The 1,278-nt window shown below is 66.1% G+C and carries 1 protein-coding gene; it reads right to left on the reverse strand.

The annotated features are described in order from the left end of the window. Nucleotides 1-33: 33 nt before the first annotated feature. Nucleotides 34-1,140, reverse strand: a complete 1,107-nt coding sequence (locus HFP15_RS42050) for an IS30 family transposase (protein ID WP_376768937.1) — start codon at nucleotides 1,138-1,140, stop codon at nucleotides 34-36. Nucleotides 1,141-1,278 lie beyond the last annotated feature (138 nt).

A 1,278-nucleotide genomic window follows, 5' to 3' on the forward strand; every position in this document is an offset into this window, starting at 1 on the left:
GGCGGATTCGAGGGGTCGTTGCAACACAACTGGTCAACTGGCCAGGAGCTTAGCGAAGCGCTCGGCTGGGGTTTCCCAGCCGAGCGTTTTGCGTGGGCGGTGGTTGAGTTCGGCGGCGACGGCATCGAGGCGTTGACGGCTGTGGGCGTTGAGGTCGGTGCCTTTGGGGAAGTACTGGCGTAGAAGGCCGTTGGTGTTCTCGTTCGAGCCCCGCTGCCAGGGGCTGCCCGGGTTGCAGAAGTAGACCGGCATGCCGGTGGCGTGGGTGAAGGCCTTGTGCGAAGCCATTTCCGATCCCTGGTCCCAGGTCAGCGACTTCCGCATGTGTTGAGGAAGGTCCTGGACGGTCTGGGTGAGGGCGTCGCGGGTGGTTCCGGCGGAGTGGCCGGCGGGCAGGTGAACGAGCAGGACGTAGCGGCTGGTGCGCTCGACGAGGGTGCCGATGGCCGACTTGCTGCCCTTGCCGATGATCAGATCGCCTTCCCAGTGACCGGCTACGGTCCTGTCCTCGGCTTCGGCGGGCCGGTCACTGATCATGGTCATGTTTCTGATGACCCGGGGAAGGCGCTTATAGGCCTGCCGACGTGGGCGGCGGCGAGCCCGGCCAGATCGCAGGACACGGGTTAACGCACCGTGACCTCGGTAGAGTGCCTGGTAGATCGTCTCGTGGACGAGGTGCAGATCTGGCCGGTCCGGGAACCGTTTGCGCAGTGCTCGGCAGATCTGTTCCGGGCTCCACTTCAGCTTCAGCAGGTCTTGGATGAAGTCTCTGAGCGGCCGGTGCTGCACGATCTTGCTCGGTTTGGGGCGTGGCCGACGCGCAAGCGCGCGCACGTGCGCGGCGTGTGGCCGGTGGCCGCCATAGCCGGGGTGCCGGTTGCGGCGGATCTCCCGGCTGATGGTGGAGGGAGCCCGGCCGAGCAGGCGGGCGATCCCGCGGATCGAGGTCTCCTCCCGCACCAGGTCGGCGATCTGGAGGCGTTCGTCCTCGGTGAGATACCTCGACGGACCGGAAGGCGGCGCCACCGCTGTGATTGGTGGCGCCGCCTTCTTGTCGCCGGTCGCGGCAGTCCCGTTGCGCCAGCGCTTACCGGTCCGGCGGTTGATCCCAACGATCCGGCAGGCTTCCCGACTGCTCACACCTTGATTCACAAGATCAAGATAGGCAGCCCGCTCCTTGTGGAGCTTGTTGCGCCCCTGCGGCCTGCGGTCCTTGCGGATCTCGAAATCCATCGCACCCCTTGCGCTGGGGTGTTGCGACGACTCCTAGAACCCAAG

Source organism: Amycolatopsis acididurans, from assembly GCF_012328925.1.
GTDB lineage: Bacteria > Actinomycetota > Actinomycetes > Mycobacteriales > Pseudonocardiaceae > Amycolatopsis_E > Amycolatopsis_E acididurans.